This window comes from Pedobacter sp. AC402, assembly GCF_979252805.1.
In genome coordinates, this window is record NZ_CEEDAI010000011.1 from 367,410 (window position 1) to 393,135 (window position 25,726).

Below are 25,726 nucleotides of genomic sequence, written 5' to 3' on the forward strand. Positions count from 1 at the left end.
AAAAAGAACCCGAATAAATTAAGGGTGACGTAAAATCATGTTATGCCATTAATACTCCCCGTAAAAGATAAATACCCTCAAATTGGAGCTGACAATTTTATTGCTGAAAATGCCACAATCGTTGGCGATGTGGTAATTGGTGATAAATGTTCGGTATGGTTTAATGCCGTAATTAGAGGTGATGTAAACGCCATTACGATTGGAAATGAATCTAACATACAAGATGGTGCAGTAATTCATGCTACCTACCTAAAAGCAGCTACACACATTGGTAACCGGGTATACTGTTGGTCATAATGCTATTGTGCATGGTTGTACTGTGCAGGATAATGTTTTAATCGGGATGGGAGCCATTGTAATGGACCACGCCATAGTAGAACAATATTCCATTATAGCTGCAGGTTCGGTGGTTTTGGAAAATACAATTTGCGAAACTGGCTATTTATATGCTGGTACGCCCGCTAAAAAAATAAAGCCCATTACTGAAGAGCAAAGGGCTTTATTAAATAAGTTGCCAGATAATTATATCATGTATTCGGGCTGGTTTACCACATAGTATCCGTCATGTTGAACTTGTTTCAGCATCTTATTTGCTATTAAAGACCCTGAAATAATTTACGGTGACGACTTTATTTATTTGGTGGTGGTGGTATTACCAATGCATCTTCCCGTTCCCAGTTTGGTTTAAGGTCCATTAAAGCTTTCAGGTACCAAACTTTTTCAGGTTGGTAGCCACCTTTTACACTTCCGGTATCCCAAACTCCATTTTTGTTATCGTCGTAAACCACTCTTAACATGTATTTGCCAGCAGGATATTTGGAAAAAGTAATCTTAGAATTTTTATTAATAGAAAACGCTTTAACAATATCCTTTTTTTCATTCAGGAACTGAACTACATAACTTTAGATGTATCAGGCACCGTTACATTGTATATAAGGGTGGTATAAGCATCAGGGCTTTCTAGAGTGAATTTTTTATTAACGTCTTTATTTTTAGCATTAAAAATAGCTGTAAATGCACCTGCACCTAATTTTATATCGTAGCTTTTTTTATTCTTCCAGGGATATTTTATGTAATATTTAAGAAAATCGACACTGTCTTTTACCAATTCGAAATTTGTTCGTTTAACAGAATCCTCCAGCAGGATTATTTTTGACGGATCTCCGCCTGTGATGGGAAATGGAAATATTAATGTTAATTGCTGGTATGGATTTAGCTTACCTCCTGATAAATTATCGGCAATGGTAACATCCCTCGTATAAGTATCTTTTCTGCCCTTTGTAAAGTTCAAAGTCTGTAAAACTTTGCCTTGGTCTTGGATGGCTAGCTTAACCGAGTCGAAGCCAAGGTCTTTTAACCATATTTTAGCAGTATCATTATTTTTTGTAAAGTGTACAAACTTTCCAACATCAACAGCAAGATGGTAACAGTAATTTTAGGGCTTTTAAGCTGTTGATTTAAGATAATTGATATACTTCCATCATTGTTCAGTTTTCGGTCTAACACACGAAATTCTGGTGCTAATTCCTTAAATATCTGAAGATTGATGTTTTCTAAATTCTTATCAATAACAACAGGTTCTTTTACAAATCCAATTTCGTCAGAAATCTGCTGGTATATTCTCTATCACCTCCACCGATGCTTTCCTTTACAGCATATACTTTGTAAGTGCCTTTTCTTAAATTATTGAGTTTATAAGTTCCGGCACTATCGGTTGTGGTGTAAATAGATGGACGCTTCTTTCCAAAAATATATCCCTTTCTAAAGGCAATATAAATACGGTAACTTCTTTTTCAGGTTCGTCGCTAAGCGAGTTGATTACTTTTCCGCTAATGGACAATGAATCAATTTCCGGACCTGTTGAAAAAACATAAGAGAGGTTTTTAACAACGTTTCCTTCATTTACATCGGCTATCGATTTTCCAAAGTTTAAAGTATAAGTTATGTTTTTCTCCAGGGAATCCTGAAGCGCAATTTCAAGCCTTTTTTGGCGCTTCTTTAAAACCGGAAGTTTTTCCTGATCTGGAGAAATGGAGAATTCTTTAAACTCATCTTTTATATTAAAATATTCGTCAAACTCAATAATGATTTTTTTAGCTTTAAAATTTCTGGTTTGATTTTTCGGAGTCATACTCAAAACTTTCGGCGGCTTGTTATTTTTGGTCCACCCTGAGGAGTTTGGATACTTGCGCAACCGAAAAATAGGAGAAGCGTAACTACAACTACTAAATTTACAAGGTTAAAATACTGAGCTTTTAAATTTGGCATATTTTAAACGTTCTGACGAATTTTTATACTTTTTGGAATCGTAATATTAAAAAATGTTTTTTTTGTCTTATATCGCTTTATTTCAAGCCTTGTTTATTTTTGTTAAAATATTGATAATCAACTACTTATTAATATATACCATTAAAACTGATATATCTGATGGTGATACGCCAGAAATTCGTGAAGCCTGACCTAAAGTACGTGGTTTTATTTTAAATAATTTTTCACGCGCTTCTTTTGAAATAGAAACCAATTTATTATAATCAAAATCCGGCTTAATTTCCTTATCTTCCATTTTAAGCATTTTAGCTACAATCTCATTTTCTTTTTCGAAATAGCTTTCGTATTTGATTTTTATTTCAGCCTGCTCAATTGTTTCGTTGTCTAAATCCTGGGTTGCTGCAGCAAGCGCTTTACTCACTTTAATTAAATCAGGTAAACCAACATGCGGTCTGCCTACCAGGCTATGGATTTTTACATTTTGATTCAACGGGCTTGATCCTAAACTTTCAAGCATCGGATTAGCATCAGCCATTTCTATACCTTGGTTTTTAGTGAATTTAACTAATGCATCAGCGTTAGCAATTTTCTGCTTCACTTTGTCTAATCGCTCATCAGAAATTAAGCCTAATTCATGGCCAATAGGAGAGAGGCGGATATCAGCATTATCTTGTCTTAGTAATAAGCGGTGTTCGGCCCGGGAAGTAAACATGCGGTAAGGTTCTTCCGTTCCTTTAGTAACAAGATCGTCAATTAAAACACCAATATAACTATCTGATCGTTTCATAATCAGCTCGTGTTTATCCGTAATTTTTTGATGCGCATTTATCCCTGCCATAAATCCTTGACAAGCCGCTTCTTCATAACCTGTTGTTCCGTTAATTTGCCCTGCTAAAAATAAATTGCTGATCAGTTTAGTTTCCAGTGTTAACGATAGCTGAGTAGGTGGGAAGAAATCATATTCAATAGCGTAGCCTGGTCTGAACATTTTTGCTTGCTCAAAACCCGGTATTAATCTTAACGCTTTAAATTGTACATCTTCAGGAAGTGAAGTTGAAAAACCATTTACATAAATTTCACAAGTATTCCATCCTTCAGGTTCAACAAAAATCTGGTGTCTGTCGCGTTCAGCAAAACGGTTAATTTTATCTTCAATAGATGGGCAGTATCGCGGGCCTAAACCTTTAATTCTACCCGTAAACATTGGCGACTTTTCAAAACCTTCTTTCAATGTTTCATGTACATCTCCATTGGTATACGTAATCCAGCAACACCGTTGATCAGTTGAAACCGTCGTGTCAGTATAAGAGAATTTGCCAGGATTTTCATCTCCCCATTGCTCTTCCATTTTAGAATAATCTAAACTTCTACCATCAACACGTGGGGGAGTACCTGTTTTCATTCTGCCAGCCTCCATACCTAACTCTACCAGTTGTTCGGTAATTCCTGTTGATGCTCTTTCAGCAGTTCTGCCTCCTCCAAATTTCTTTTCTCCAATGTGCATTACACCGTTTAAAAATGTTCCATTGGTGAGTACAGACTGCAGTACTTTCTATTTCTATTCCTAACGATGTTTTTACACCATAAACGGTATTGTCTTTCACTAACAAACCAACAACACTATCCTGCCACATATCAACATTCGGAGTATGCTCCAATGCCAACCTCCATTCTTCAGCAAAACGCATCCTATCAATCTGTGCACGCGGACTCCACATCGCAGGCCCTTTAGATTTATTTAGCATTCTAAACTGTATGGTTGATTTATCGGATATAATACCTGAATAACCACCCATAGCATCAACCTCACGAACAATTTGTCCCTTTGCTACACCACCCATGGCAGGGTTACAACTCATCTGGGCAATAGTACCCATATTCATTGTAATTAGTAAAACAGAAGATCCTAGATTGGCGGCAGCGGCGGCAGCTTCAACAGCCTGCGTGACCAGCACCAACAACAATCAAATCGTATTTTGCAAACATTTTCTTTTTGTATATTTAATTGTTCCACGTGAAACAATTGTTTTAAATATCTATTTAATTATATAATATAAGGCTATTATTTACGAATTCATTCAATAGTGATAACTGAATACGCATGTTCTAATGAAGTTATTTATTTAACGACACAAACATGTTCCACGTGAAACATCAATCCTGAATTTACCTTTCAATTATATTTTTATTCTGACAGCTCAAGCCAACGCAGCGTTAACTCATCGAGTTTTGACTGAAGTATTTCTATCTCATTCGAAACCTCTTGAATTTTTACATAGTCAGCCGCATCGATTTTAGTTAGATTTTCGTTAAGCAAAGCGATTTCATTTTCTAAATCTGCAATACCTTTTTCGCTATTTTCTAATTCTTTTTGTTCTTTAAAACTCAACTTTTTTACTGCTTTGGTCGGTGTAACTTCAACAATAGGAGCAGTGGTTTTCTTAGTTTCGGTTTTAACTTTTGGTTGTTCCAAACTCAAACGGTACTCCGAATAATTGCCATTGTATATTTTAACTACTCCTTCGCCCTCCATAATAAATAGCTGATCGCTCATTTTATCGAGCAGGTACCTATCATGTGAAACCAACATTAAAATACCTGGAAAATTTTCTAAGAATTCTTCCAAAACATTTAAAGTATCAATATCTAAATCATTGGTTGGCTCATCCAAAATCAAAAAATTTGGATTCTGCATCAACACCTTCATCAGGTTCAGACGCTTCTTTTCTCCACCACTTAATTTCTCAACCATACCATGTTGTTTCTTTGGAGGAAAGAGAAAAAGCGTGAGTAGGGCAGAAGCAGTGATTACAGAACCATCTGCCATTTTTATATATTCCGCATCCGATTTCACAATATCGATTACCCTTTCTTTTGGATCGAAAGTTAAACCGCCTTGTTTGTAATAACCAAATACAGTAGTTTCACCAGTATCAACTTTCCCTGAATCTGGCGTAAGCTGGCTGGTTATAATGTTTAACAAGGTTGATTTTCCAGTTCCATTCTTTCCGGCTAAACCAATTCTGTCTCCTTTTTTGAAGGTGTAACTAAAATCGTTTATAATAGCACGGCCATCAAATGCTTTTGATATGTGTTCTACTTCAATTATCTTCCCACCTTGCCTCGACATCTTCATTTGGAGGTTAATACTCTGATTATCAGTCTTTTTCTTTGATTTTTCTTCTAAATCGTAAAAAGCATTGATTCTGGCGTTAGATTTTGTTCCACGTGCCTGTGGCATGCGTCTCATCCACTCCAATTCTTTCTTTAATAGCTGTTGGTTTTTATGTAAAACCGTTGCGTCTAAAGCTTCTCTTTCACTTTTCTTTTCCAGGAAATAGGCATAGTTTCCGTTATAGTTAAATATTTTTCCTCTATCTAACTCAACGATGGTGTTGCAAACATTATCTAAAAAATAACGGTCGTGGGTAACCAATAGTATTGTTTTTTGCCCCGTGGTTAATAATTTTTCCAACCATTCAATGGTATCAATATCCAAATGGTTGGTTGGCTCATCAAGCACCAAAATTTCCGGATCTTCAATTAAAAGTTTAGCCAGGGCCAAACGTTTCTTTTGTCCGCCAGATAGGGTAGATATTTTTTGTTGAAGATGGGTAATACCCATTCTGTTTAGAATGGTTTTGATCTCATGCTCATATTCCCAGGCGTTATGCTCACTTAATTCTTCGTATAAGCGATTAAGTGTTTTCTCATCCGGGTTGGGATTCTCAATTAATTCCTCATACTCTTTAATGAGCTGCTGTTGTTTATTTTCTAAAGAAAATATATGGTCACTTATTGAAAAACCTTCAGTAAACTGTGGTTCTTGGTCGAGAAAGCCAATTTTAACAGCTTTATTTTTTACAATTTTACCTTCAAGCGGAGGGAACCTTTCTGCTAATAGTTTCAAAAGTGTACTCTTACCTGCACCATTAATTCCAACCAACGCAACACGCTGACCGGAGTTAATACCTAAGGTTAAATTTTTAAATAGCCATTCGTCATGATAACCATGACCTAAGCCTTCTGCCGCAATTAGTGTGCTCAATTTTTTTGTATTTCGGTTTTATAAAGGAAAATTAGTGCAAAAGTAAGTATAAAATATTTGGAACGGCATAATCAAATTGTAAAGGGCTTCTGTATCAGTTAAAAATGGCAGAATATTGATGTTTTAGTTTATGCTGAAGTTCATATATCATTAGTAAGCCAATCTATAAAAGAAAACAGCGGCTGGAATCGCTCCGCCGCTGCTTCAATCATTAACTAAAACTAAACTTTATCTTCGAGGATGATTGGATTGCAATCATCAATTTTAAATCATGGTGTTGTTGTTTGTTATAAGACTGCTGTAGCCAATAAATGTTGCACAAAATATTGCTTAATTATACCAGTAGGGGGTAATAGTCGACGAACAGCGTTAACTTTTAGACGAACGCCATTAAATAATTGAGATGAAAGATAGCAGGAGCTTTGCTAAACAAATTCAGCATTGTAGATAATACTGAAAATAGAATTATTAATCCTTGAAAAGTTTTTTAGAGATTAAACTAAGCCAACTTGTGCCCGATAGGCAAGATATTCATCTTTCTCTCTCCGTCATTAGGGTTTTGGCGGCTTTTCCTTTGTCTTTATAGCCTAATAAGTGTAATGTTCCATGAATCATTATACGGCAAACCTCATCAAACTCTAATGTTTTAAAAGTTTTAGCATTCTCTTTGACCCGTTCAATGCTGATGAAAATATCGCTTACAATTAGTTTTTCGACATCAGAATTATCGAAAGTGATGATATCGGTGTAAGTATCATGATTTAAATACTGTTGGTTGATGCTTAAAAGATACTCGTCGCTACAGAAAATAAAGTTAAGTTCTTGTAGCTGGTATCCTTCTTTTTCAATTGAAGCTTTTATCCATTTTTTTACTTTAAGTTTTTGAGGAAGATTATAGCTTACTGATTCAGTGAAGAAGGATATTGCTGGCATAAAAGGAGGTATTTGCTGCAAATTTAAGAAATATTCCTAAGATGGTTTGAAGATCTTGCCTCAGTAAAATAATAAGGCTTTTACTTTTTTCTAAATTTGGATTTTGGACTTCGTGAAGTGTGAAAAACCGCAAAAATTATGATTTCTTCTTCTATAATCTCAAAGATTAAAACGTATGGAAATTTATTAAGGACCATATGACGATAATCTTTATTAACTTTCTGATAGAAGAGCGGATTTTTTTCAAGCTTAGTATAGCACCTACTTAATTCTGATAGAAATAAATTACCTAATCCTTCTTTTTGATCTTCATACCAATCATATGCATCTTTTGCCATTTGAACAGCAATGGGCTTTATCTGAATAGCGTGCATTAAAGCGTCTTAAGTCCTTTGATAATATCCAAAGAATCTTGTTTACTGTAAGATTTATTTTCGCCTTTTAAATGCAGTTCCCGTTCTCTATCAAGTATATCTAAATGTTCCTCAGACAGGTTAAATGCTTGATCATCCTCAATTTCTCTTTCTAAAAGCGTATAAATGGCTCTTATTTTATTATCTTCCGCATCAGATAAATAAGTGATTAATCTTTGTCTTATGGCTGTGCTTGTCATGATATCAAATATAACAAAAATGGATGAGTAAATGCCTACCTATGATATGATTTGCGTTCAAACTAGTCATCTCTATTGATTGAATTTTTAACTACATTTCTAAGGCCCTGAAATAAATTCAGGGAGACGGTTCTTTTATTACCGTCCCATATTCAGTGATTTCAAATATTCGGCAATTTTGTTTTTATAGTAATAGTTTAAACTTGGTGGAAGTTTTTGCAACATATCATTACCATTTTGTTGCTGTTTTTTAAACTGATCGACCATTTTTTGATAGGATGGCGGAAATTCCCTGGCAGCTTTACTTTCGCGTTTAGCATCTTCTTCCTGGTCGCGTTCTGCTTTTTCTGCTTCTAACAATTTGGTTAACAGTTCTTTTTGCCGGTTTAAAGTTTCTTGTTGTAAACGCTTGTTAACCAGATCACTTTCCGTTTGTTTCATTTCTTTAATGGCTTCATTGAGGTTGCCCATCTTTCCAGAACCATCCTTATTTTCTTCGCGGTTGATCTTTTCTAAAGCCTGGCGGATCATTTGCTGTTGCTGTGCCATTTTACCGAATTCCTGGCTCATTTGCCCTTTGCCAACAGTACCTTGGTTGCCTCCTTGTTTTTGCATCTGCTCACGGGCCTTTTGCATACTTTTATTCAGCTGGTCTTGCATCTGCGAAAGCTGTTTCATGCCTTGCTTTTGTTTCTTTCCACTACCACCTTTGCCATTTTTTTGCATATTCTGCAGTTGGCTCAATGCTTCGCTCAACATTAAGGTGAGGTTGTTAACCGATGTCATAGTTAACTGCTGAAAACGGTTTGCCTCGGCAGTTCTTCTATCCCCTAAGCGCTCTAAACTTTTATCAAGGTTAAAATTGATTTTGTTCATTTCCTCATTTACAGTCGATTCTATTTGTGGTACACGTTTACTGAGGCTGTATAAACTATCGGCAATTGTTTTAAGGTTATCTTTAATGCTGCGCTGTTTTTGAACATTGCTGATATAAGAGGGGTCGGCTGCAGTCATTTTCTTTAAGGCAAGCATTACCTTTTCCTGATCGAAAGAAGTGGTTAATAAGTTCTCCAACAAGCGGCGCAACTCTTTGGCATTCAGGTTGTTTTCCATTTCCTCACCTTGCTGTTGCATATCGCTCATTTTTTTAGATAACTTTTCCATTTGCTCACCCGCTTTTTGCTGTTTCTGGCTGGCACCTTTTGAGTCTTTTTTGTCTAAAGCATCTTTGCTGTCTTGCTGCTCTTTTTGAATATCCTGAACATCTTTTTCTGGATTTTCGAATGGATTTGGTCTTTCCAGTGTTTTATTTTTTTCTTCAAGCTTTTTAAGGTCTTCCTTAAGGTCTTTCATCTCCTTGTTCAATGCATCCTGTTTCTGCTTTAACGATTCATTATCCTGCTTTTTATCTTTAGTTTGCTCAGCGAGTTCCTTTTGCTCTTTAGCGAGTTCATTTAAGCGATCGATATCCGTTTGAAGGTTTTGTTCAAATTCTAACTGCTTGTAGAGTTCTAAAATCCTGTCGAGTTCATTTTTAAGGGTTTTGTTATCCAACTGCATCTTTGAAAGTTCATTTTGCGTTTGGTCCTTATTTTTTTCATTCATCAGGTTTTGCAGTTTCTGTAAAAGATCTTTGGTTTTTTCGTCCAAAACATTGTCGAATAGATCTTTTATCTGCTTTTGCTTTTCTAAAAGTTCCTCGTTTTGTTGCTGATCGTCCTGTTGCTGAATATTTCTTTCATTTTGTTCTTTAATTTCTTTTACAGCTTCATCAAGCTGCTTTTGCTTGTCTAATAAGGCTTCAATTTGCTTTTTATCTTCGAAAGAGATTTGTTTTTTATCAATCAGGCTTTCGGCTACTTTTTTACTTTCTTTTTCGATTGTATTTGCCAAACGGATAGCCGATTGCATTTTTTGCTTCAAAGCCTGGTTGCTGACACTTACCTGTTCGGCAGTTTCCTTTTTTGTTGGCTGTTTAAACGTTTTAATTTCAGATCGGGTAACTTTAGCACCGTTAACTGCATCATTGTCGGCCACTTCGAAATAATATTCAATTTCCTGACCCGGCTTGGCCATAGTAGTTTTTAAGTCCCAGAAATAGAAAAAAGAATTTTCTGTTGCATTGCTTTTAATGGCTATATTTTTGGTAACTGTGGCTACAATGTGCCTGTTCTCTTAATATTGTATTTGAAACTTAAGCGGCTAAATCCGTAATCATCGGTAACCTGTCCGTTAAAATAAAGGGCTTTATTGCTTACTGAATCTGGTTTTTCTTCTACAGCAATTGCCGGAGATTGATCTTTTACCACAGTAATTTGGTGTGATAAGGAATCTCTGAGCGTAACATATTGGTTTTTAGGGGTAATGCTATATTTAGAATTGCTCCTAATGGTTGCATTAAAAGCAGATTCATTATCTGTTACTTTTAAGGTATTTTCTCTCCCATTTAAAACAAATAAAAGTGCTGTACTTTGCCCTGTTTTAAAGTTCCAGGTAACCTTGGTGCCTTCAGGCAGGAGCATATCACCAACATTGGCAATCAATTCTTGTTTTTTGCTCAAATAAGCAGGATAAGTTAATGTTGCTGTTGCGTTTAACAGTTCAGGTCGGGGTTTTACCGTTATAGTAAATACAGAAGAACTGAAGCCTCCTCCTTTAAAAATCAGTTTTTTATCGGCTTGTATGTTCTTTATGCTGTAATTGAATTTACTAATGCTCTGTTTTAGGAGTTTATAAGTGTTTTTTCCATCTTCAACATATACTTCGGATGGAAGCTCATCTCCTGATAATTTAAGGTTTAAACTTAAATCATCGCCTTGGGTAACGGTTAAACTTTTATTCAGAATTGCAAAAGTGAATGGCGCTTTTGGTGCAATGTATTCGTCGTATTTAAAAAAACTGTTTGTGCCTTCGCGTAAAATGGCTGGTGCAATAATAGCGATGAGCAAAATGATTGAAAGCGGAACAAAAAGATATTTTAAGTATTTCCTGTTATCATTAATGCTTACTGCGGTATAAAATGGAACAGGTTTGAGTTCGAGTATTTTTTGATCAATACTAGCAATGATCAGGTGATTGTTATTGGGCTGGTTTTCGGATAAACGATGAAGCTGTAAGGTGTTGAGTAATTTATCCTTAATATCGGAAAAGTGATTTCCGATGATAACCGATGCTTCGTCAAAAGTGAGGTGTTTGCCCAGCTTTAACATCGCAAGCAAAGGTTTAACAATTAAAAAACCTACAAGCAAAATACCGGTGATGAGATAAGCAAAAAAGATAAAGGTTTTAAAACCAGCAGTTGGATTGAGATAATAAAGTGCTAAAAAAACAATGAGATACAAGGCTAAAAGAATGGCTGCAGCGTAAATACTACCACGCAAAATTTTATTCAGGTAAAATTTGCGGATAAACTCATCTATCTTTCTAAGTAATTCACTATAGTTATTGCTCACCATATCACTGTAAATGTAAAAATAGTTCTAATCAATTGAAAGAAACCATAGTAAGGTAACGCGTTTATTTCATAATGTTTATCATTCACTATCAATTTACAAATAATTGGATATTGACTTGTGATAATTTACATTTTCAGTATAGTCTTTCTGCGTATAACTAAGTTAATTTAAAAACCATTATCTTGTTTTTATTAATACAAAGGTTACATAGATTTTAAACGAGTATTCTGATAAAAATCTACTTTTGATTTTTTGTATAATCATGTTAAATATGAAACGAGTACTTATTTCTACACTGATGTTGTTCATTTTTACTGCTTCTTTCGCCCAAAAGTTTAATTGGAACAAAAACCAGGTAATTGCCCACCGCGGTGCGTGGAAGAAAAATAATTTCCCACAAAACTCCATTGCTTCTTTAAAAGAAGCCGTAAAACTTGGTTGCTATGGGTTCAGAATTCGATGTATGGATGACGGCTGATGGGGTTTTGGTGATTAATCATGATCCTGAATTTCAGGGTTTAACGATTGAGAAAGTAAAATATGCTGATTTGTTGACTAAAACCATGACGAATGGTGAAAAAATACCAACGTTAGAAGCCTATTTACTGGAAGGAAAAAAACAGAAAAAAACGAAGCTCATTTTAGAAATCAAACCCTCTTTAATTAGCAAAGAACGTGGTATTGAAGTTACGAATAAGTGTATCGAAATGGTTCAGAAACTGAAAGTAGTAGAATGGACAGAGTACATTAGTTTTGACTACGATTATTGTAAACGCGTTTTGGAGCTGCTGCCAAATGCAAAAGTTGCATATTTAAGGGGTGAAATCAGTGCTGAACAAATGAAGGCCGATAAATTAACGGGTGTTGATTACCATTACAGCATATACCAAAAAGATGGATGGATTGAAAACGCCCACAAATTGGGTTTAACGGTGAACGCCTGGACGGTGAATACTGTTCCTGAAATTCAGTGGCTTTTAGCACACCAGGTTGATTACATTACCACCAATGAGCCTGAATTAACTTTCGAAGAGCTCAAAAAGACTCCTTTAGCAGCAGGCTGGAAGCTGAAATGGGCTGATGAGTTCGATAATGCAGGATTACCTTTAGCTAAAAACTGGAGTTACGATGTTGGCGGAAAAGGCTGGGGAAATAACGAACTCCAATATTACACTGATGCCGATACGGCGAATGCAGTGGTTAAAAAAGGCAATCTGAACATCACCGCAATAAAAGCCGACAAAGAAAATAACCATTATACCTCGGCCAGGCTCGTAACCAAAAATAAATTTGATTTTAAATATGGCAGGGTAGAAGTTCGGGCAATGCTACCAAAGGGCAGGGGCTTGTGGCCTGCAATATGGGCATTGCCGACTGATTGGAAATATGGCGACTGGCCAAAGAGCGGCGAAATAGATATTATGGAGCATGTGGGTTACGAACCGGATAGTGTGCACGGAACGGTACATACCGAAAAATTTAACCATGTAATTAAAACCCAGGTTGGTAAGGCATTAAACGTAGAAAATCCATATGCCCAATACCATATATATGCCATAGAATGGTTTGCAGATCGCATTGATTTTTTTATTGACGATCAAAAATACCTCAGCTTTAAAAATACCAAAAAAGGTTCTGGCGACTGGCCGTTCGATCAAAATTTCCATGTAATTTTAAATGTAGCTGTAGGCGGCGGTTGGGGCGGAAAAAAAGGGGTAGATGATGCTATTTTTCCTGCAACAATGAAGGTTGATTACGTGAGGGTTTTTCAAAAATAATTTTGTTTTATAGTTCACCGCAATTGGATGTTATAAAGGTTAATTTTTTCAGTAATTAACTGAAATAGAACGAATTAAATGTTTTTTGTAGCGATTTATTGCTGGGCATATTGCCTGCTGGTTTTATACTAAGCAATTTGCAACTAATTTGAAAATAATTAACACCAACTGAAAATTGCTTATTGCCAACTGAAAAATTTAACTTGCGTTATCTAAGCTCTATTGTATAATTTATGGATTCACGTAGATAATTTCTAAAAAAGGCGGCCTTATTTGCCGGAGCCACGGGCATGGCCAATACATTGCCCAATTCGGTACTAAAAGCCATGTCTATTAACCCTGAACCGGCCAGTACCTTTTACGATGCGGAACACATTGTTTTTTTGATGCAGGAAAACAGGTCGTTCGATCACATGTTTGGTAAAATGAAAGGCGTACGCGGCTTTAATGATCCACACCCACACATTCAGCCTGATGGCAACAAAGTTTGGCTACAAAAAGATGGTCAGGGTTATACCTATGCACCTTTTCATGTAGACATTAACAAAACAAAAATTACCTGGCAGGGTGGTTTGCCACATTCGTGGAACGATCAGGTGGCTGCACGTAATGGCGGTCGTTATGATAAATGGTTGCCTGTAAAATCACCGATGACTTTGGCCTATTATGATCGGAATGACATTCCTTTTTATTACGCCATGGCTGATGCCTTTACAATTTGCGATCAGCATTTTTGTTCGTCGCTTACCGGAACAACGCCGAACAGACTGTTCTTTTTTACAGGAACGATCCGTGGAGAAAAGAGTGCTAACCGCATTGCTGTAGTAAATAACGACCAGGCAGAATCGCAAAATAATGTATTTGTAGATTGGCCAACCTTTCAAGAAACACTGGAAGATAATGGCATTGATTGGCGCATCTACCAAAATGAACTCTGGACGTCAAAACTCCCTGAGGGCGAAATAGATGATTGGTTGGGTAATTATGGTGATAATCCTGTAGAATACATTAGCCGGCATAATGTTAAATTATCGGCTTATTTTAGAAAGAATGGAGATAATACGGTTAAACCGGCCTTAACTGCCAAAGAAGTTCAGGAGAAATACGATAAACTATCTCAAAAAGAGAAAAACTTAATAGATAAAGCCTTTACAACCAATATATCTGAAAAGGATTACCTTGATCTTGAACCATTTACTTTTAAAAATGATCAGGGCCAGTCTGAAACAATAAACATTCCGAAAGGCGATATTTTTCATCAATTCAGAAAAGATGTGGACAGTGGAAAGCTACCTGCAGTTTCCTGGTTGGTTGCGCCTCAACGTTTTTCTGATCATACCAGCTCGCCATTATACGGAACCTGGTATGTAAGCGAGGCTTTGGATATTTTAACCAAGAACCCTGAAGTTTGGAAAAAAACAATTTTCGTTTTAACCTATGATGAAAATGATGGTTATTTTGATCATCAACCCCCGTTTGTAGTTCCAAATCCGGATGATCCCGCCAGCGGAAAAGTATCTAATGGAATAAACTATGCTACCGATTTTGAAGCAAAAAAAGGAAGTCCTATAGGCCTGGGTTACCGGGTTCCACTGGTAATAGCTTCGCCCTGGAGCAAAGGAGGTTTTGTAAACTCGCAGGTTTTTGATCATACCTCATCATTAATGTTTGTAGAGAAATGGCTCGCTAAAAAAACAGGAAAGGCAATTAAAAGCAATAATATAAGCGATTGGAGAAGAAACATCTGCGGTGATTTAACTTCTGTTTTCAGGCCCTATAATGGAGAAGAAATTAAATCTCCTGAGCCATTAAAAAGGGATGCCGTAGTAACCAATATCGGTAATGCAAAAAATAAACCGGCACAGGTTGGTCCAACTGCTTTGAATAAAACAGAAGTAGCAAAAATTAATAAGTTTGAAGCCTTTTCTTCTGAAACATCAGCGCATGCACCTAAACAAGAAAGTGGAACCAAAAATGCCTGCGCACTGCCTTACCATTTAATGGTTGATGCCAATGTGGTAAACAACGAAATCGAACTGACTTTTCAATCAGCAAAAACATTGTTTGGTAATGAAACAGAAACAGTTGGTGCACCTTTCAATATGAATACCATCGGTAAATTTAAAGGCGTTGTAGGTAAAACCTGGGCCTATGCAGTTAAAGCAGGCGATGTGTTAAAAGACAACATCAATATCGCAGATTTTGACAGCGAAGCTTATGAGCTGTTTATCAATGGGCCAAATGGCTTTTACAGATCTTTTTCAGGCAATAAAAAGAACGCTTTGATTGTGGTTAAGGCGTATCCAGAAGCTAGACTGGACATGGTTACAAAAAAACTTAGCGGAAGCTTAGTTTTTTCAATAGAAAACAAAGGTACAGCAGTAATTACGTTGCAAATTGCAGATAATAAGTATAAATCATTGATAAAAACAGTGAGCATTAAACCTAAAAGCACCAATAATGTTGCTTTTAACCTGGCTAAAAATGCTAATTGGTACGATTTCAGCATCGTGCAACCAGGTAATAGCATTTTTAAACAACGTTATGCAGGTAAAATAGAAACAGGAGAAATTACCCAAACCGACCCATATATGGGCAATGCATAAAATATCCCCCAAAACGGGGGATAGCTTTTGAACGTAATTATCCTTATTTTGTATTACATGTACAGTAAACTGTCTATAATCAAGATAAATCTCCTAATTTCTTTACTGTTATTAATAAGCCTAAAGCTATTTGCTCAAAGCTATAATTTTACCAATTACAACCTGAAAGATGGCCTGCCACAATCGCAGGTGATGGTAATTTATCAGGCAAAAGATAGAACGCTTTGGCTTGGTACTTACGGGGGTGTAAGTAATTTTGATGGCAAGGTATTTACTTCATACAGCAAGGCCGATGGATTATCATCCAACTCCATTAACGCTATCCTGGAAGATAACCTTAACCAGGTTTATTTTGGTACGGAAGCTGGAATCAACATCTTAAAAAAAGGAAAAATAAGCACCTTATTTTCTGGTAAACCAGTTAGCCATTTACTTAAAGATAAACAGGGTATAATTTGGGGAATAACCGAGCGGAAACTTTTTAAAGTAGAAAAGGGAAGGCTTATTTATTATTCCATAGGGGATAAAAGCATTAACACCATTAACACAGACCAATCTGGAAACCTTTATGCTTCGGTTACAGACAAAGGCATTTATCAACTTCAAAACGGCAAATGGATCATTTATCAGGAATTGCCGCAACAACTGAGTGCATTATCAGTTTCGAAGATTTTATTCGATAGAAAAGTTAAAAATAAAATTTATCTGCTAACGTACCGGAGTGGAGTACATGTATTGGAAAGAGGGGTTACGAAATTATTTTTTAAAAATCCTCATATTGATACTTATTATTCTTTAGAGCAGGATGATAAGGGCAATATTTGGGTTGGCTCAGAAAAAGGGGCTTACCTGATCCGGAATAATGGATTGGTTACAAATTTTAATGGTGAAAACGGACTTAGTGACAACCAGGTTAATGAAATTTTTAAAGATGCAGAAAATAACATCTGGATTTCCTGTTTCAGCGATGGAATTTATAAGTATGAAGGAGATTCCTTTATTCATTACAATAAATTTAAAGGCAAAAATGTTGGCTATCCGATAAGTGGAATTGCAGCCGATAAAAAAGGAAACCTTTGGTTCGGTACCTACAATAAAGGTATTTTTAAGTACGATGGAAAAGACTTGACCGTTATCGACAATCCTCTTTTTAAGGATAAAAAAATATTTTTCGTATTTGCAGATAAGGCAAAAAACATTTGGATTTCTACCTATGGGAATGGTGTTTGGAAGTATGACGGACAAAAATTTTCTCAAATATTAAAAGCTGAAAGATATGATAACAGTGCTATTGCGGAGGATAACGAAGGGGGAATATGGATCAATGGGTTAAAATCATCAACCTATTTAAAAGATGGAAAAGTTGAGAGAATATCAGGCTTTGATGGGTATTCATCCTGTATTTTTCCATTCCCGCTAAACAAAGATAGTGTGTTGCTGGGCACTTCGAATGGCATTACCCTGATCAGAAATAAAAAAGTAGATACAATATTCCATCTTAAACCGCTCAACAAAATACATATTCTAAGTATCATCAAACATGGTGATAATCTGGTTTTTGCAACCCTTGGTGATGGCATTATAACGTGGAACCTCAAAACAAACGCTTTTAAACGTTATGTGGTGGCCGATGGCTTAAATTCTAACGACATTTATAGCCTTGCAACTGATCGTAAAAATAATTTATGGGCAGGAACCGGACGTGGAATAAACAAATTAACGTTTGATAAAACACAGCAGCGTTATGAAGTTTTCAGAGATCATCCTTTAATTGTAGAATGTAATCAAAATGCGATTATTAACTATAAAAACAGCATTTTGGTGGGTACCATAAGTGGGTTGATACAGTGTAAAATAGTAGCACCTAATGAGAATAAAAATAGTCCGTTTATTCATATTCAACAGGTTATTGTTTACCATAAAAGCGACCGCTCTAAAGATTTTTCTATAGACATCAATAATAAAAAAAACAGTTTTTATAAATTAGATTATAGCCAAAACCACATTGCAATAAGTTTTAAAGGTGTTTATCTTACCAATCCTGAAAGTGTACTTTATCGGTACAAACTGGTGGGGATAGATAATGATTTTAGTAAACCAGTACCCAATACCGAGATCGAATATTCGGCTGTACGGCCGGGAAGCTATACATTTCAGGTTTATGCCATCGCAAATGGACAGCAATCTAACATCGGGCAGTTTAGCTTTTATTATTGTACCACCATATTACGATACCATATTATTTAAAATTGCGGCTTTTCTGGTATTGATCTTTTTAATCTGGTTGATTTTTTACCTCATTTTTAAAACCAGGGAAAGAAAGAAATATCAATTTGAAAAAGTTAAGCTAAAAGAACAGGAAAAGATCAGAAAGCAAACGGCGGAGGATTTTCATGATGATATAGGTAACAAATTAACGCGGATTAATGTGTTATCGGAGATTTTAGACAAAAAAGTTGATGAAAAGGAAAAAGAGCAGAAAGAACTGATTAGGCTTATTAGAGAAAATGCAGGTTTGCTGTATACCGGAACGAAAGATATTCTATGGGCCCTTGATCCGCAGAGCGATAATCTTTTTGAAATTTTAATGCACATCAAAAATTTTGGGATAGATCTATTCCATAATACAGGCATTGATTTTAAGATGGAAGGTGTACTTGTTAAACATCAAAAGCTACAGCTATCAATGGAGTTTAACAGAAACCTAACGCTGATTTTCAAGGAAATGCTGAACAATGTACTTAAACATGCCAAAGCAACACAGGTTCTGATAATGGTTATTGAAACGGATTATAATACCATTAACATTTTAACTACCGATGACGGGGCGGGTTTCGACCTTGAATCGGTAGAACGGGGAAGGGGACTAAACAACATTCAAACCCGATGTAAGCGCATAAAATCTACCTTCCAGATTTCTTCTGTTACAGGGAAGGGAACCACCATTACAATTTCGACAAAAATTCCTGTTACAAAATAGCCTAAAATCCGTCTTAACCTAAAACCAATATCACAATGAGCCAAAATATACGAATCGTTTTAATTGAAGATGATGATATTTTAAGAATGGGTTACGAATCGCTGTTAAATGATGTAGCAGGTTTTGTTGTTGTAAATGCTTACGCATCGTACGATTTGTCTAAAAAACACCTTGATGCAGATCGTCCGGATGTGATTTTATTGGATATCCAAATGCCTGGAACCAATGGACTGCAAGCCTTGCCTTTTATTAAAAAAGCTCTGCCGCAGGCAAATATTATCATTTTAACTGTTTTCGATTCGCCGGAGTTGGTTTTCGAAGCTTTAACCATGGGAGCGGGGGGCTATCTCACCAAAAACTCGAGTGCAGCAAAAATTATAGATGCAATTAAAGAAGTAAGTACAGGTGGCGGGGCAATGAGTACCAATGTGGCCAGAATTGTAATGCGATCTTTTCAAAAAAACCTTAATTCGCCCCTAACCAAAAGAGAAACGGAGATATTGGAAAGGATTGCAAACGGGCAAACGAAATCTCAAATTGCTACCGATCTTTTTATTGATCAGGAAACAGTGAGAAGCCATGTAAAAAATATTTATATCAAACTGGATGTAAATTCTAAATCAGAAGCTATAAAAACAGCAAAAGAAAAGCGGTTTATTTAGCCTATAGCAATGCTTTGCTAAAAAATAATGCTAAAATCACCCTTTTTGGGGGATTCTCTGAGTTCAATTTCAGGTTAATTTTACAGCATACAACTAATCGAAGTAATGGGCCAGTTTGCAAAATTCTATTATGTGCACGTTAAGCAATTAAATGAAGCAGATGCACCGGGCGAAATAACTTTTGCAAAGCACTGGTTATCCATTACATGAAATGGTGGGCCTGGTACGTTTCGAGTGCCCAGGTTATTTAAGCATACATTTAACACTGCACCATTATAGGAAAAGTAGGTTAAATTAAAATATAAATAGTGATTTCTGCATGTTTTCTATATCAGGATGAAACTAATTTTGAAGCTCTTGCAGGACAATTTGTAGAAGTTTTTTCCTGTTTAGGTTAATAATGATTAAAAAAGCAAACTGCCAGGATTGGAGTTTGCTTTTTTGCGTTAATATTTCTTTCTTCTTATTTAATCACATCTCACTTTAACCGAGTTATGGCTGCAGTAGGTTTTTCAGCGATCGATTATGATGGCGAAGCCAAGAAACTGGCCTCAAATGCATGAAAAAATAAAAAGTCCTGGCTTTTAGGCCGGGACTCTAGATTTTAATTTTTTTTTATCCTAAAAAATGATTGGCAATTCAACCTGTGTTTTATCCCAACCAATAATCAAATTAGCACCATCAGTACTTGGCGTAAAGGTTAAAGAAAAATACTCAATTGGCTTGGTTAAGGTTTTAACAGGAACATTTACGCGAACAATATCTTTTGATTGATCGTAAGTAAACGCGCCCCACTTATCCGTTTCGCTATTTACAATTATAGTCCAGGATTCTTTATTCGGAATGGCGAATAAGCTATAATTACCTGCTTTAATTTTTTTTCCACCAATGGTTACTTTTTTGTAGAAACGCACTTCGGTACTTTCGTTGGCGCCGAAACGCCATACATTGCCATACTGTTCTAAAACACCGAAAATATCACGTCCTTTTTTCTGTGGCCGCGAATAAACAATTTTTATAACCGGCTTTGCTAAATCTCCAGCTTTTGCTTTAGGTGCATTAAGCGGGAAATAAACAATATCTGCCGGACTTGGATCTGCAGCAGGAAATTTTACATCAGCAGTAGTGGCTTGCTGAGCCTTTGCGCTGAAACAAAAAAGAGCGAAAACAACAATGAAGATATTTTTCATTTGTAAATTTTTGTTTTCTGTAGCAATGGAGTAATTTTGATTCAACACCAAGGGGTAAAATCACAAATTCTCATTTGCTATGAAATTATTTTTTATCCTAAAATGGGATGTAAACGGTAAAAATATACTAGTATTTTCTGCCTTTTACGATAGCATTTAAAAATAAGCCTGCAGTTAACAAACCTAAAACACCACCTAATAAAGCGAAAATATAATTTTGCGTAATTACTGCTCCGGTAAAAACTCCGAAGAATAAGCCTAAAGCATAATATAACCAGTTGAAATTATTGCTGCTGTTCTCTTATACACTCATGTTTTTGTTATTTGGAGGCAAAGTTAATATTTATTTTAAATTTTAATTTGTCATTCTCCTCAATATTCCAATTAATTATCAATTCCGGCCAATATAAATGTGCATTTGTTAATTGTAGTCAGATACACATTCTATTATAATATAAATAAACCTAAATATTATTTTCAAAATCTTCAACCAAAGTTGATCTTATTTTCATACTTCGATTAATTATTTCATTTAAAATTAGGGTTTTATCAAGATAATGTAAAAGAAGTGTGTTTACATTTGGAAATTAATCAAACGATTGATTAATTTTGTGGCGTCAAAAAAGAAATGAAAACAGAAAAAGTAGATAAAAGACAAGCCATACTCGACGCAGCTGAAAAGCTGTTTTGCGAAACTGGGTACGAGGGAACTTCTACCCGCCAGATTGCCAAAGAATCTGGAGCGAACATGGCGATGATAAATTATTATTTCGGTTCAAAAGAAGGGGTTTTTGTTGAGATTATGAACGAGCGTATTGCAGGTTTCGCATCTCAGATTAAAAATCATCAATGAAGATAAGATTTCAGCATTAGAAAAACTGCACAGAGTTATAGAGGGTTATGTAAACAGGATACTGAATAACACTGCTTTTCATAAAATGATGCATCGCGAACTTTCTTTAACCCAAAGGCCCGAAATGTATGATAAAATTAAAGATGCAATGAGTCATAACATGCAGCTTATAGACCGCATTATTACGGATGGAATTGAAGATGGTAGTTTTAACAAGGTTGATGTAAGGATGGTAATTGCGACCATTATGGGTACGATCACCAATATTGTTATTGCTCCACATAAAGTAATATCGTGCTCAAACTTCGACCTCAACAATCCGAAAGATAAAAAAATTATTAAAGACAGGGCAATAGCTCACTTACAAGATCTAACAACAGTTTATTTAACAACAAAAAAATGATACCCAAATCAATTAGATTAATGCTTGCGGCATCATTAATTCCTGCTGCTTTATTTGCACAGAGTACGAAGGAATTAAATATCAACCAGGCAATAGAACTTGGCATAGCCAATAGTAAAAACTTAAAACTTTCTCAAAACAAAATCGATCAGGCTGTTGCCCAGTTAGAAGTTGTTAAAGACAATGTGTTGCCAACAGCAAACGCAAGCTTTTTATACAACCACGCTGAAATTCCTACCACAACCTTTACTTTACCCGGCGGAGGCTCATCTTTACAGTTGCCTAAAAGAGCCGATGCTTTTGTTGGTACTGCAGCAGTACAAGAGTTGGTGTATGGAGGTGGTAAATTAAAATATGCAAAAGAATCAACCAAACTTTTGGCTGATGTTGCACGTTTAGATGCCGAAAAAAGTAAAGAAGAAATCACTTATGCGGTTATCAGTACCTATTACGCTTTATACAAGGTATCGCAAAGCAGAAAAGTGGTTGATCAGAATTTAGAGTCTATCGCAGCACAGATTAAACAGGCACAACGTTTTTTCGAACAAGGTATAGTTACCAAAAATGATGTATTGCGTTTCCAGCTGCAGCAAGCTAATGTTACATTAACGCAAATGGATATCGAAAGCAACCGCAAAGTAATCAATTACAACCTCGATATTCTTTCAGGTTTGCCTGAAGATACAGAAGTTAAAATTACCGATCCTACTTTAGGCTTAAAAGGCGCTAATTCTTTAAATGAATATATCGGTATGGCAATGGCTAACCGCCAGGAGCTGAAACAACTTGACGTGCAAAACAAAGTTGCCGATTCTAACATTAAAACCATTAAAGCAAACACCTTACCAACCGTTGGTATTGGCGCAAACTTATATTACATAAATCCAAGTGGTAATTTTATACCACCAGCAAACCAATATTTAATGCCGATTACCTTAGGTGCAACGGTATCCTGGAATATCGGTAGCCTGTGGACCAATAAAAATAAAGTAAGCGAAGCTAAAATTCAGCAAAGCGAAATTACCATTCAGAAAGATATTTTATCAGATCAGGTAAAAACAGATATCAATAAAAACTTTCAAGGTTACCAGGTAGCAATGAATAAAATCCAGGTATTGGAAACCTCTATTGCTAAGGCAACAGAAAACGATAAATTATTAGCATCGAAATACAAAAACAATGTAGCTTCTGTAACCGACCGTATCGACACAGAAACCTTACTATACCAGGCAAAAATAAACTTAGAAATAGCTAAGGCAGATGCAGGTTTGGCTTACTATACACTATTAAAATCAACAGGAAAAATAACGCAATAAATACAGCAATGACAACTGAAAAGAAAAAAAAGAACATAGTAGTACCCATCATTTTAGGTGTTTTACTAGTAATAGGTGTAATTTTCGGAATTACAGAATGGAATTATTATAGCAAACACGTAGATACGGATGATGCTCAGATTGATGGTGATATCAGTCCTGTTGTTGCGCGTGTTGGTGGTTATGTAAAGGATATTAATTTTGAAGAAAATACGCATGTAACTGAAGGTCAGGTTTTAGTTAAGCTTGATGATAATGATTATAAAGTTAAATTAGAGCAGGCACAATCTGGCCAAAAAGGAGCCAGTGCAGGTGTTGGAGTAGCGCAATCGCAAATTATCGCAACCCAGGCAAATACCAGCACTGCAAAAGCAAATGTAGCTGCGGCAAGGGTTAAATTAAACCTGGCCAATAAAGATTACGACCGTTATGCAAACCTTGTAAAAGACGGATCAATTACCCAACAAGCTTTCGATCAGGCTAAAGCCTCAAAAGAATCTGCACAGGCAGCTTACCAGGCAGCAACCGATCAATACAATGCTGCGGTTAAACAGGTGGGTACTACACAATCGCAATTGGCTGTAAGCAACAATGTTATTAGCCAACGCCAGAGTGATATTGATTTTGCTAAACTTCAATTATCATATACTGATATTAAAGCGCCAGCAACAGGTATTGTTTCTAAAAAGAATGTTCAAAAAGGACAATTGGTTCAGGCAGGTCAATCTTTATTCTCTATCGTTAACGACGGAAGCATTTATGTAACTGCAAACTTCAAAGAAACGCAATTAGAAAAAATCAGAGAAGGTTCTAAGGTTGAAATTGAAGTTGATGCCTATCCAGACGATAAAATTCAGGGCGAAGTATATAATTTCTCTCCAATTACTGGTGCAAAAGGATCTTTACTACCTCCTGATAATGCCACTGGTAACTTTGTTAAGGTTGTACAACGTATACCAGTGAAAATCAAAATTCATCCATCAAAAGAGCTGTTGGCCAAATTACGTCCAGGAATGAGCGTTAAAGCATCAGTATCTACTAAATAATTTCAAAATGGCCGAAGTAGGTTTAAAAAAGTGGATCATTACATTTACGGTAATCACAGCTTCATTATTGGAGCTGATTGATACAACAATCGTAAACGTAGCAATCCCTCAAATACAGGGAAACCTGGGTGCAACCCTGGAGGATGTGGCCTGGTTATCCACTGGATACGCCGTTGCAAATGTAATTATCCTGCCTATGTCGGGGTGGTTGGGCAGTCGTTTTGGGCGGAAAAATTATTTCTTAACCTCTATTATCGTTTTCACCTTAGTTTCTTTTTTATGCGGAAACGCCACTTCGTTGAATGAACTTATTTTATTTAGGATTATTCAAGGCTTGGCCGGGGGCGGATTAATATCAACAGCACAAGCTATTTTAATTGAAACATGGCCACGTGAAGATGTGGGGATTGCAACAGCCTTATTTGGTTTAGGTGCGGTTGTAGGACCAACCGTAGGACCAACAATTGGAGGTTATATTTTAGAAATAGCAGATTGGCCATGGATTTTCTATGTAAATATTCCCGTCGGGATACTCGCCGCATACTGTACCATAACCTTTATTCGAGAGACGCCCAAGGATGGGCAAGGAAAACCTGTTGATTGGTGGGGCATTGGTTTACTGGCTGTGGCGGTTGGAAGTTTACAAACCTTATTGGAAAAAGGCGAAAGCGAAGATTGGTTTTCTACACCTTACATTATCGCATTAGCGGTAGCCTCTATATTTGGTTTGTTACTGTTTATCTGGCGCGAAACCAGCACAGCGTACCCAATTGTTAATCTTCGGATTATGAAAAAGCGAAGTTTCTCAATCGGGATGTTTACCTCTTTTATATTAGGTTTCGGATTGTACGGCTCAGTATTCGTTTTCCCCGTTTTTGCGCAAAACCTTTTAGGCTTTACGCCTTTACAAACCGGAAAGCTTTTTATTGCAGGTGGTATTTGTACCATTTCAATGATGCCTTTTATCGGTATCATGCTTAAAAAAGGTGTTCCGGCGCAGTTTATGGCTACAGGAGGAATGTTTTTATTCTTCGTTTTCTGTTGGATGCTGAGTAAATCAACACTTGCATCAGGAACGGGCGATTTCTTCTGGCCTTTAGTAATTAGAGGTTTCGGTATGGCATTATTATTTGTGCCGTTAACAACCCTGGCCATGCAAGATTTATCAGGTCCGGAAATTGGACAAGGCTCCGGATTAAATAATATGAGCAGGCAGTTGGGCGGTTCTTTCGGTATTGCAGCATTAACAACACTGATTCACATTCGTTCGGGTTTCCACAGAAATAATCTGCTTACCAACATAAACGACTACAATCCAACTTTTACCGCTAAATTAAATGGCTTAATGCATAATTTTATGGCCAAAGGTTCATCATTAATGGATGCGAAATTAATGGCAATGAAAGCGATTGAAGGTTCGGTAATTAAACAAACCATGTTGCTCACTTATAACGATGCATATTGGGTAGCCGGATTGATCATGTTGTTCTCAATACCTTTGCTATATCTTCAAAAATTTAAGAAGAATGCAAACATTGTGACCGATGCACACTAAAATTTGCAAAGAAATTGCCT

At 36.2% G+C, this 25,726-nt stretch carries 20 protein-coding genes and 3 pseudogenes; 12 read left to right on the forward strand and 11 right to left on the reverse strand.

Going from position 1 to position 25,726, the window contains the following annotated elements; genetic code table 11:
* Nucleotides 1–42: 42 nt before the first annotated feature.
* Nucleotides 43–556: pseudogene (locus AC0IWE_RS20380) on the forward strand (gamma carbonic anhydrase family protein).
* Between the two features lie 73 nt (nucleotides 557–629).
* Here the strand turns inward: AC0IWE_RS20380 and AC0IWE_RS20385 are convergent.
* The 10 genes and pseudogenes from AC0IWE_RS20385 to AC0IWE_RS20430 form a co-directional block, all read right to left on the reverse strand.
* Entirely contained in the window at nucleotides 630–797 is a 168-nt protein-coding gene (locus AC0IWE_RS20385; RefSeq protein ID WP_471794517.1) for a hypothetical protein, read from the reverse strand.
* A 95-nt stretch (nucleotides 798–892) separates the two neighbouring features.
* Nucleotides 893–1,291 (reverse strand): hypothetical protein, encoded by a 399-nt coding sequence (locus AC0IWE_RS20390; protein WP_471794518.1) that lies wholly within the window; start codon nucleotides 1,289–1,291, stop codon nucleotides 893–895.
* Nucleotides 1,292–1,678: 387 nt separating this feature from the next.
* A complete protein-coding gene (locus AC0IWE_RS20395; RefSeq protein WP_471794519.1) occupies nucleotides 1,679–2,131 on the reverse strand; it encodes an Ig-like domain-containing domain in 453 nt (150 codons plus the stop codon).
* Nucleotides 2,132–2,389: 258 nt separating this feature from the next.
* A pseudogene (gene mnmG, locus AC0IWE_RS20400) lies at nucleotides 2,390–4,254 on the reverse strand (tRNA uridine-5-carboxymethylaminomethyl(34) synthesis enzyme MnmG).
* 199 nt (nucleotides 4,255–4,453) lie between these two features.
* Nucleotides 4,454–6,316: an ABC-F family ATP-binding cassette domain-containing protein gene (locus AC0IWE_RS20405; RefSeq protein WP_471794520.1), complete on the reverse strand. Its 1,863-nt coding sequence runs from the start codon at nucleotides 6,314–6,316 to the stop codon at nucleotides 4,454–4,456.
* Between the two features lie 531 nt (nucleotides 6,317–6,847).
* Entirely contained in the window at nucleotides 6,848–7,249 is a 402-nt protein-coding gene (gene ybeY, locus AC0IWE_RS20410) for an rRNA maturation RNase YbeY (protein ID WP_471794521.1), read from the reverse strand.
* A gap of 80 nt (nucleotides 7,250–7,329) precedes the next feature.
* Complete coding sequence (locus tag AC0IWE_RS20415) at nucleotides 7,330–7,623, reverse strand: type II toxin-antitoxin system RelE/ParE family toxin (protein ID WP_471794522.1); 294 nt, start codon at nucleotides 7,621–7,623, stop codon at nucleotides 7,330–7,332.
* The gene (locus tag AC0IWE_RS20420; RefSeq protein WP_471794523.1) at nucleotides 7,623–7,862 is read right to left on the reverse strand and encodes a hypothetical protein; all 240 of its coding nucleotides are present in this window, start codon (nucleotides 7,860–7,862) and stop codon (nucleotides 7,623–7,625) included. Before AC0IWE_RS20420 ends, AC0IWE_RS20415 begins: the two co-directional genes overlap by 1 nt.
* A 138-nt stretch (nucleotides 7,863–8,000) precedes the next feature.
* Nucleotides 8,001–9,938, reverse strand: a complete 1,938-nt coding sequence (locus tag AC0IWE_RS20425; RefSeq protein WP_471794524.1) for a hypothetical protein — start codon at nucleotides 9,936–9,938, stop codon at nucleotides 8,001–8,003.
* 80 nt (nucleotides 9,939–10,018) lie between these two features.
* The gene (locus AC0IWE_RS20430) at nucleotides 10,019–11,317 is read right to left on the reverse strand and encodes a DUF4175 family protein (RefSeq protein ID WP_471794525.1); all 1,299 of its coding nucleotides are present in this window, start codon (nucleotides 11,315–11,317) and stop codon (nucleotides 10,019–10,021) included.
* Nucleotides 11,318–11,588: 271 nt separating this feature from the next.
* Between AC0IWE_RS20430 and AC0IWE_RS20435 the strand changes: the two genes are divergently transcribed.
* The 6 genes and pseudogenes from AC0IWE_RS20435 to AC0IWE_RS20460 all read left to right on the forward strand — a co-directional run bounded on the left by AC0IWE_RS20435 (nucleotide 11,589) and on the right by AC0IWE_RS20460 (nucleotide 19,343).
* Entirely contained in the window at nucleotides 11,589–11,795 is a 207-nt protein-coding gene (locus AC0IWE_RS20435) for a hypothetical protein (RefSeq protein WP_471794526.1), read from the forward strand.
* Nucleotides 11,761–13,095, forward strand: coding sequence for a family 16 glycosylhydrolase (locus tag AC0IWE_RS20440; protein WP_471794527.1), 1,335 nt, complete (start codon nucleotides 11,761–11,763; stop codon nucleotides 13,093–13,095). The genes AC0IWE_RS20435 and AC0IWE_RS20440 overlap by 35 nt, the downstream gene beginning before the upstream one ends.
* Before the next feature lie 263 nt (nucleotides 13,096–13,358).
* Nucleotides 13,359–15,701 (forward strand): annotated as a pseudogene (locus tag AC0IWE_RS20445) (phosphocholine-specific phospholipase C); the annotation flags it as partial.
* Nucleotides 15,702–15,758: 57 nt separating this feature from the next.
* Nucleotides 15,759–17,948: a ligand-binding sensor domain-containing protein gene (locus tag AC0IWE_RS20450; RefSeq protein ID WP_471794528.1), complete on the forward strand. Its 2,190-nt coding sequence runs from the start codon at nucleotides 15,759–15,761 to the stop codon at nucleotides 17,946–17,948.
* Nucleotides 17,875–18,681, forward strand: a complete 807-nt coding sequence (locus AC0IWE_RS20455) for a sensor histidine kinase (RefSeq protein WP_471794529.1) — start codon at nucleotides 17,875–17,877, stop codon at nucleotides 18,679–18,681. The genes AC0IWE_RS20450 and AC0IWE_RS20455 overlap by 74 nt, the downstream gene beginning before the upstream one ends.
* A gap of 35 nt (nucleotides 18,682–18,716) precedes the next feature.
* Nucleotides 18,717–19,343: a response regulator gene (locus AC0IWE_RS20460; RefSeq protein ID WP_471794530.1), complete on the forward strand. Its 627-nt coding sequence runs from the start codon at nucleotides 18,717–18,719 to the stop codon at nucleotides 19,341–19,343.
* A gap of 620 nt (nucleotides 19,344–19,963) precedes the next feature.
* Here the strand turns inward: AC0IWE_RS20460 and AC0IWE_RS20465 are convergent.
* Nucleotides 19,964–20,533, reverse strand: coding sequence for a DUF2911 domain-containing protein (locus tag AC0IWE_RS20465; protein WP_471794531.1), 570 nt, complete (start codon nucleotides 20,531–20,533; stop codon nucleotides 19,964–19,966).
* Between the two features lie 628 nt (nucleotides 20,534–21,161).
* Between AC0IWE_RS20465 and AC0IWE_RS20470 the strand changes: the two genes are divergently transcribed.
* From AC0IWE_RS20470 to AC0IWE_RS20490, 5 genes are read left to right on the forward strand one after another with little or no spacing between them, the layout of a single operon-like run.
* The gene (locus AC0IWE_RS20470; protein ID WP_471794532.1) at nucleotides 21,162–21,386 is read left to right on the forward strand and encodes a TetR/AcrR family transcriptional regulator; all 225 of its coding nucleotides are present in this window, start codon (nucleotides 21,162–21,164) and stop codon (nucleotides 21,384–21,386) included.
* Nucleotides 21,349–21,789 (forward strand): TetR/AcrR family transcriptional regulator C-terminal domain-containing protein, encoded by a 441-nt coding sequence (locus AC0IWE_RS20475; protein WP_471794533.1) that lies wholly within the window; start codon nucleotides 21,349–21,351, stop codon nucleotides 21,787–21,789. Before AC0IWE_RS20470 ends, AC0IWE_RS20475 begins: the two co-directional genes overlap by 38 nt.
* Complete coding sequence (locus tag AC0IWE_RS20480; protein WP_471794534.1) at nucleotides 21,786–23,105, forward strand: TolC family protein; 1,320 nt, start codon at nucleotides 21,786–21,788, stop codon at nucleotides 23,103–23,105. Before AC0IWE_RS20475 ends, AC0IWE_RS20480 begins: the two co-directional genes overlap by 4 nt.
* Nucleotides 23,106–23,113: 8 nt before the next feature.
* Nucleotides 23,114–24,151: an HlyD family secretion protein gene (locus AC0IWE_RS20485; RefSeq protein ID WP_471794535.1), complete on the forward strand. Its 1,038-nt coding sequence runs from the start codon at nucleotides 23,114–23,116 to the stop codon at nucleotides 24,149–24,151.
* A 7-nt stretch (nucleotides 24,152–24,158) separates the two neighbouring features.
* Nucleotides 24,159–25,706, forward strand: a complete 1,548-nt coding sequence (locus tag AC0IWE_RS20490) for a DHA2 family efflux MFS transporter permease subunit (protein ID WP_055914423.1) — start codon at nucleotides 24,159–24,161, stop codon at nucleotides 25,704–25,706.
* The last annotated feature ends 20 nt before the right edge of the window (nucleotides 25,707–25,726 follow it).